Below are 6,243 nucleotides of genomic sequence, written 5' to 3' on the forward strand. Positions count from 1 at the left end.
GAGAAGTGCTCTCTGTACAAAGTAAACCTGCGGGTAATTTATTATGAGTGATACAAAAAATAAAATGGGAGTTGTACAACTCACCATTCTCACCATCGTCAACATGATGGGCTCGGGCATCATCATGCTGCCAAGTGCACTGGCGAAGGTCGGCACCATCTCCATTCTCTCCTGGTTCGTCACCGCACTGGGCTCTACTGCCCTCGCCTATGCCTTCGCTAAATGCGGCATGTTCAGCAAGAAACCCGGCGGCATGGGTGGCTATGCCGAATATGCTTTCGGCCGCTCAGGTAACTTCATGGCGAACTACACCTACTCCGTGTCGCTATTAATTGCCAACGTTGCCATCGCCATCTCTGCCGTCGGCTATGCCGCTGTCTTTCTAGACATGGACCTCACCCCCATCAGTATTTGCTTAGCCACTATCGGCCTACTCTGGCTCACCACGCTGGCCAACTTCGGCGGTGCCCGCATCACCGGACAGGTAAGCTCCGTGACCGTTTGGGGTATCATCATCCCTGTCATCGGTATCTGCCTGATCGGCTGGTTCTGGTTCGACCCTGCGCTTTATAGCGCTGCCTGGAACCCACATAATATGCCCTTTTTCCAAGCCTTAGGCGGCTCTATTGCAATGACGTTGTGGGCCTTCCTCGGTATGGAGTCAGCCTGTGCCAACTCAGACGCGGTAGAGAACCCAGAGAAGAATGTACCTATCGCGGTATTGGGCGGCACCATTGGCGCAGCCATCATCTATATCGTGTCAACCAATGTGGTTGCCGGTATCGTCTCCAACGATGCTCTAGTTCACTCAAACGCTCCCTTCGGCCTCGTCTTCGCCCAGATGTTCAATCCGACTATAGGTAAAGTGGTTATTGCCTGCGCCGTCATCTCGTGTGTCGGCTCACTGCTGGGTTGGCAGTTCACTATCGCGCAAGTCTTTAAGTCAGGCGCTGATGATGGTTTCTTCCCTAGCGCCTTTTCAAAAGTGAATAGCTCCGACGCCCCTGTGCTCGGCATGATTATCATCGTGACGATTCAGTCAGCACTATCACTGATGACCATTAGCCCCTCACTGGCGAGCCAGTTTGACGCCCTCGTCAACTTGGCCGTCGTCACTAATATTATTCCCTATATTCTATCGATGGCAGCCCTGGGCATCATGCAAAGGCAACTCAAGATTCCTGCTCACAAAGCCCGCGCCTCGAATATCATCGCCGTTGTCGGTGCCCTGTACAGTTTCTACGCTCTGTACAGCTCAGGTGACAGTGCCGTTATGCTAGGCTCTCTCTGTACCTTCTTTGGCTGGACTATTTACGGTTTCATTGCCAACAAGAACGCAAAAGGTGAGCTCGAAAACGCCAACGCATAAGTAACTAGCGGGCCTTGTGTTTACAAAAGCCAAGGCCCCACTGTCTTCTATGATTACTCAACCATGTCGATCTTCAACGAACTCACACCCATTGACGATCAATGATATAAAATCAATAACACTTAGCCGCCTAAAGACAGCCTAGCCTGCCAGCACTCACTCAGGCATCGCCGATGAGTGATGCTCGACAATCATCCAGCGCTGACCATTCCAACGATAGACATAGGTAAAGCGTGCTGTCACAGAGCTAGTATCTTTAAAAGTAAAGGTATAGACCCCTGAATTTATAGCGACATCACCGAATCTACGAACGTTGGCTTCCTCAATTTTTCCCTGCGGGCCTCTGGCTAAGAAAGTCACAAAGTAATCTTCTATTTCTGCATGATTGTGACGAACCTGGTTAGAGATCGTCGGCAAAAGAATTGCATCGGCCTCATACAGCGGCATAATATTTTTTGTGTCACCTGTTAGCAACGCATTATTCCACTCATCAAACAGCGATTTTGCTTCGCTATACTCCATGATTAACTCCTTTCTATCTCGTTTGTTCTCTATCTATTTTATTTACAACTTCCAACTAATATAACAATCACTTTTGCCGTTTGCTCGAGCGTGTTACCCAATTATTTTATTCATAATAATCCCTATCTTGTCAATCTAACAAGGCTTCGTTCCTTCGTTATCTGTTGAACATAAGACGCTGTGCAGGCAGTGCAGATTTAACAATATTATTCCCATCATACACCTGCTGCCCATTGACCCAGGTACTGCAAATGCTTGAGGAAAACTGATGATTAATGAAGGGGCTCCAACCGCAATGGTAGAGGAGTGAATCCTGCGTCACCCTTGTCGGCTGCTTTATATCCACCAACACTAAATCGGCGTAATAGCCTTCGCTGATAAAGCCACGCTCTTCAATCCCATAACGTATGGCAGGGTTGTGCGCTGTTTTCTCAACCACATGCTCAATGCTAAGCCGTTGGTGTTGTACATGATCGAGTAGACTTAATAACGCATGTTGAACTAACGGTAAACCCGCCGGGGCGCGATGATAGGCTTGCTGCTTTTCTTGCCAGGTATGTGGCGCATGATCAGTCGCAATAATATCTATCTGCTGATTATGCAATGCCTGTATTAACGCATCGCGATCACTGCGCGATTTAATCGACGGGTTACATTTAATGGAATTTCCTAGACGAGCGTAGTCATGATCACTGAACCAAAGGTGGTGAACACACGCTTCCGCTGTAATATTCTTCGACGCAATCGGGCCCGGCTCAAATAGGCTCAACTCTTTTTCCGTGGTGATATGCAATACATGAAGCTGGCTTTGATATTGCTTAGCCAAACTCACGGCGTAGGAGGAGGAGGCATAGCAGGCCTCGGTATCACGAATAATGGGGTGATCGAATATCGTTGGCTCCTTATCCGCACTGCTAAACTTAGCCATATTACTCGCAATCACCTGCCCGCTTTCACAATGGGTGACAATCAGAACCGGGCTTTCACGAAAAATCCCCTCTAATGCACTTGGCTTTTCTACGAGTAAGTCACCGGTAGAGGCACCCATAAAAACTTTTACACCACAGTGCTTTGAGACGTCCAACAACTTAATTTGCTCGAGATTATCCTCTGTCGCACCAAGATAAAACGAATAATTCGCCATCGAGTCGCGCTCACCTATGGCATATTTAAGCTCTAACGCCTCTATCGTTGTGGTTGCAGGACTAACATTAGGCATTTCCATATAACTGGTTATACCGCCTGCAACCGCCGCACGAGATTCACTGGCAATGGTTCCCTTGTGGGTTAAGCCCGGCTCGCGGAAATGCACTTGATCATCGATCATACCCGGTAGCAGGTATTGCCCATCAGCCTCTACAATGCGATCTTGCGCAGTCGCGCTTAACTCTGAGGCAATCTGACTGATACGCTGCCCTTGTATCCGCAAATCTGCCTCTAGCACGCAGCCTTGATTGACAATGCGAGCATTTTTGATCAATGTTGCGCTCATATTTTCGACGCCTCCCCTTCAATAAAAACTTGCTGACTTTCAAGGCCGACATTGAGATAAAAGCAGTTCTTCCTGCCGGTATGACAAGCTGCCCCCAATTGATCAACCTGGCACAGCACCGTATCGCCATCACAATCAAAAGCCATCGAAACTAGGGCTTGTGTATGCCCACTGGTTTCGCCCTTAACCCAAAGCTGCTGGCGACTTCGCGACCAATAAGTCATACGTTTGGTGGTTATCGTCATCTCCAAAGAGGCTTTGTTCATCCACGCCAGCATCAGTATCTCTTTACTCTTAGCGTCTTGAGTAATGACTGGAATTAAGCCTGATTCATTAAATGACAATTTTTCAATCACGTGACTCAAGGCCAGGTTTTCGCCATCAGCACTATCTTCTAACGCATGAAAAAATGCTTGATACATTCTCACTCCTTTGTCTTATTAACAGGGTCACGGTGATTTATAGCCGATGCCGTCCTAGCCAGACTCATTGAGACACTCTTCACAAATACAGCTCAACTCAAGCTGCGAACTGATCTGCGGAAAGCCTGCGCTCTGCGCACTTGCCTGAAAGTCATCGATGACCGAGCGATTCACACTAATCTCCCGCACCTTACTGCAATGTCGACAGATTAAGAACTGAGAAACAACGTGGGGGTGGCTACAGCTAATATGCTCACAAGCAATGTACTTATTAGCTAGGTCTAGCTTGTGGGCCAAGTTTTCATCAACCAAAAAGTCCAGTATCCGGTAGATCGACATTACGGGTAACGTCTCACCACACTCTTCCTTACAAACACCAATCAGCTCATAAGCCGACAGGGCTTTAGTTGATGTTAACAAGCCTGATAGAACCTGTTTGCGCTTACGCGTTAAACGAGCCCCATGTTTGGCGCAGTGCTGCTCGGCATGGTCGATAATGTGCTTAATATTTTTCATGTTCATTAACCAGCAACATCCGGTACGCACAATAAACACTGATAAATATGGTCATCAGCAAGAGGGTGATTTAACAAAACTATGTCGCTATAACAGTGTTGGCCTTTTGGTATAGCTGCACTCAGAAAGCACGAGAGCCTAGTAACTGGCTGTATTTCTGTCTGTACCATGCTCATCTTATTGTCATCCAATGATTACCTACAAACATGGTACATCGTTATGTTATAACATAGCAATACAGCTCATTTATACCGAAGGATATTTCACCATAGCACCTGCACTACCCCACCAATTATGCGAAGGCGATAAATCATAGTGACCAACAGTATTTACTGCTAAAATCAGCACCAAGCTATTCCAGCACTTCCCGTAAGAACCACCCGGTACCCACATGAAAATACTCGTCCGTAACCTTGATCGCTCTACCACCGAAGCCGAACTACTCGCTCTATTCGAGGCCAGTGGCAGCGTTCAATCCTGTACTATCGTCAACGATAAAGAAACGGGACTCTCCAAAGGCTTCGGCTTTGTTGAGATGCCCAAGCCCGGCGACAGCAAGGCGGCCATCAAGAGCCTCAACGGCAAACAGGTTGGCGGCAACAAGATTCGCGTTAAGAAAGCCGACCAGTAACAGCGAAACCGTCAGTGCCGGAGGCCCCTCCGGCAACGTCTGTCTCGGCCATCAATCTGAGCACCCTCGCTCAAACTTTCTCCAAGCCCGCCTATTACTCCACCTGCAACAAGCGCTGATACTCCGCCTCCATGATGATATCGCGTGTACTGCGCACTCGATCGATAAACACCACACCGTTCAAGTGATCGTATTCGTGCTGAAATAAGCGAGCGAGAAAGCCCTCAAATAAACGTTCAACAAAAACGCCCTCGGCGTCGTAGTAACTGACCTCAATGCTGGTCGCACGCGGCACCCAACCACGCACACCCGGCAACGACAAGCACCCTTCCCAAGCACTCTCCTCGCTCTCACTCATGCTGAGAATACGCGGATTGAACACCGGCGTCGGTGCCATCTTTGGGGCATCGGGGTAGCGCGCATTGGGCTCGCTGGCCATGATGAATAGGCGCTTAGACTCGCCGACCTGTGGCGCTGCAATGCCCACGCCTCCGGCCTGCTCACAGGTGGCTATCATCGCTGCAACAAGATGCTTCATTGCTGAAGACGGAATATCGCTTACGGGTGCCGCCACCTCTCGTATGACGGTCGCGCCCAACTGGCTCACCGGCAAGGTCTCTTCCATATATACTCCCTTTACCCTCTGTTATTGTTCTCTATTGCGATTGTCTATGACTGCTCTCTGTTACTGCTTTCTAGATAGCCTATTGCCCGCTGTTATGAAGACCAACGAGAGATGATTCGTGATATCGCCCCACTAACCTAACAAACTACAGCATAGACGTTTCAAACAGGCAAAAAAAAAGCAAACCCCGTAGGATTTGCCTTTCTGCGTTAAGCGCCCCGTAGGCCGCTTAAACAGTTATCTAAAATTAGATAACTTCGATGTTCTCAGCTTGTGGACCCTTCTGGCCCTGAGTCACGTCGAACTTAACCTTCTGGCCTTCAACAAGAGTTTTGAAGCCTGTTCCGTTGATTGAACGGAAGTGAGCGAAAACGTCTGGGCCGTTCTCTTGCTCGATGAAGCCAAAACCTTTAGTTTCGTTGAACCACTTAACGGTACCGGTAGTAGACATAGTAATATCCTAAAATTTCAAGAGTAAATGAAGTCTTATCATTAAGACCTAATTCGCCAGAGAGCGTGCGATTACTTATGAAGAGCAGGACGAAGAGCTAAAACTAGCATCGAACGGTGTGCATAAATATCAAACTAACTTTCAAGCTGAAACGAATTATATACGGCCAAATTCAGACGTCAATGGGTATTCATCATAAAGCATTAAATAATGAT

8 protein-coding genes are annotated in these 6,243 nt (G+C 48.0%); 2 read left to right on the forward strand and 6 right to left on the reverse strand.

Features of this window, described 5'->3' with window-relative positions; all coding sequences use genetic code 11:
• Positions 1-43 precede the first annotated feature (43 nt).
• A complete protein-coding gene (gene potE, locus EDC56_RS07570) occupies positions 44-1,369 on the forward strand; it encodes a putrescine-ornithine antiporter (protein ID WP_123711946.1) in 1,326 nt (441 codons plus the stop codon).
• Positions 1,370-1,525: 156 nt separating this feature from the next.
• Here potE and EDC56_RS07575 read toward each other — a convergent pair whose 3' ends face one another.
• From EDC56_RS07575 to EDC56_RS07590, 4 genes are all read right to left on the reverse strand, one after another.
• Positions 1,526-1,891, reverse strand: a complete 366-nt coding sequence (locus tag EDC56_RS07575) for an SgcJ/EcaC family oxidoreductase (protein WP_123711947.1) — start codon at positions 1,889-1,891, stop codon at positions 1,526-1,528.
• 157 nt (positions 1,892-2,048) lie between these two features.
• Positions 2,049-3,383 carry a dihydroorotase gene (locus EDC56_RS07580; RefSeq protein ID WP_123711948.1) on the reverse strand — a complete coding sequence of 445 codons (1,335 nt, stop codon included), beginning with the start codon at positions 3,381-3,383 and terminating at the stop codon, positions 2,049-2,051.
• Entirely contained in the window at positions 3,380-3,805 is a 426-nt protein-coding gene (hisI, locus tag EDC56_RS07585) for a phosphoribosyl-AMP cyclohydrolase (protein ID WP_123711949.1), read from the reverse strand. The genes EDC56_RS07580 and hisI overlap by 4 nt, the downstream gene beginning before the upstream one ends.
• A 54-nt stretch (positions 3,806-3,859) precedes the next feature.
• Entirely contained in the window at positions 3,860-4,321 is a 462-nt protein-coding gene (locus EDC56_RS07590) for a Fur family transcriptional regulator (protein WP_123711950.1), read from the reverse strand.
• Positions 4,322-4,712: 391 nt separating this feature from the next.
• On the opposite strand from EDC56_RS07590, the gene EDC56_RS07595 reads away from it, so the two are divergent.
• A complete protein-coding gene (locus EDC56_RS07595; RefSeq protein WP_123711951.1) occupies positions 4,713-4,952 on the forward strand; it encodes an RNA recognition motif domain-containing protein in 240 nt (79 codons plus the stop codon).
• Between the two features lie 94 nt (positions 4,953-5,046).
• Here the strand turns inward: EDC56_RS07595 and def are convergent, their stop codons facing one another.
• Together def and EDC56_RS07605 are read right to left on the reverse strand one after the other, a co-directional pair.
• Positions 5,047-5,577: a peptide deformylase gene (def, locus tag EDC56_RS07600; RefSeq protein ID WP_123711952.1), complete on the reverse strand. Its 531-nt coding sequence runs from the start codon at positions 5,575-5,577 to the stop codon at positions 5,047-5,049.
• A 247-nt stretch (positions 5,578-5,824) separates the two neighbouring features.
• Entirely contained in the window at positions 5,825-6,028 is a 204-nt protein-coding gene (locus tag EDC56_RS07605; RefSeq protein ID WP_123711953.1) for a cold-shock protein, read from the reverse strand.
• Positions 6,029-6,243: the final 215 nt, after the last annotated feature.

Origin of the sequence: Sinobacterium caligoides, assembly GCF_003752585.1 — a bacterium.
In the GTDB taxonomy this organism is placed as follows: Bacteria; Pseudomonadota; Gammaproteobacteria; order Pseudomonadales; family Sinobacteriaceae; genus Sinobacterium; species Sinobacterium caligoides.

Excerpts from the sequence above, each read along its gene's own strand:
- potE (WP_123711946.1), top strand. The coding sequence starts at position 44 with ATGAGTGATACAAAAAATAAAATGGGAGTTGTACAACTCACCATTCTC.
- EDC56_RS07575 (WP_123711947.1), bottom strand. The coding sequence starts at position 1,891 with ATGGAGTATAGCGAAGCAAAATCGCTGTTTGATGAGTGGAATAATGCG.
- EDC56_RS07580 (WP_123711948.1), bottom strand. The coding sequence starts at position 3,383 with ATGAGCGCAACATTGATCAAAAATGCTCGCATTGTCAATCAAGGCTGC.
- hisI (WP_123711949.1), bottom strand. The coding sequence starts at position 3,805 with ATGTATCAAGCATTTTTTCATGCGTTAGAAGATAGTGCTGATGGCGAA.
- EDC56_RS07590 (WP_123711950.1), bottom strand. The coding sequence starts at position 4,321 with ATGAAAAATATTAAGCACATTATCGACCATGCCGAGCAGCACTGCGCC.
- EDC56_RS07595 (WP_123711951.1), top strand. The coding sequence starts at position 4,713 with ATGAAAATACTCGTCCGTAACCTTGATCGCTCTACCACCGAAGCCGAA.
- def (WP_123711952.1), bottom strand. The coding sequence starts at position 5,577 with ATGGAAGAGACCTTGCCGGTGAGCCAGTTGGGCGCGACCGTCATACGA.
- EDC56_RS07605 (WP_123711953.1), bottom strand. The coding sequence starts at position 6,028 with ATGTCTACTACCGGTACCGTTAAGTGGTTCAACGAAACTAAAGGTTTT.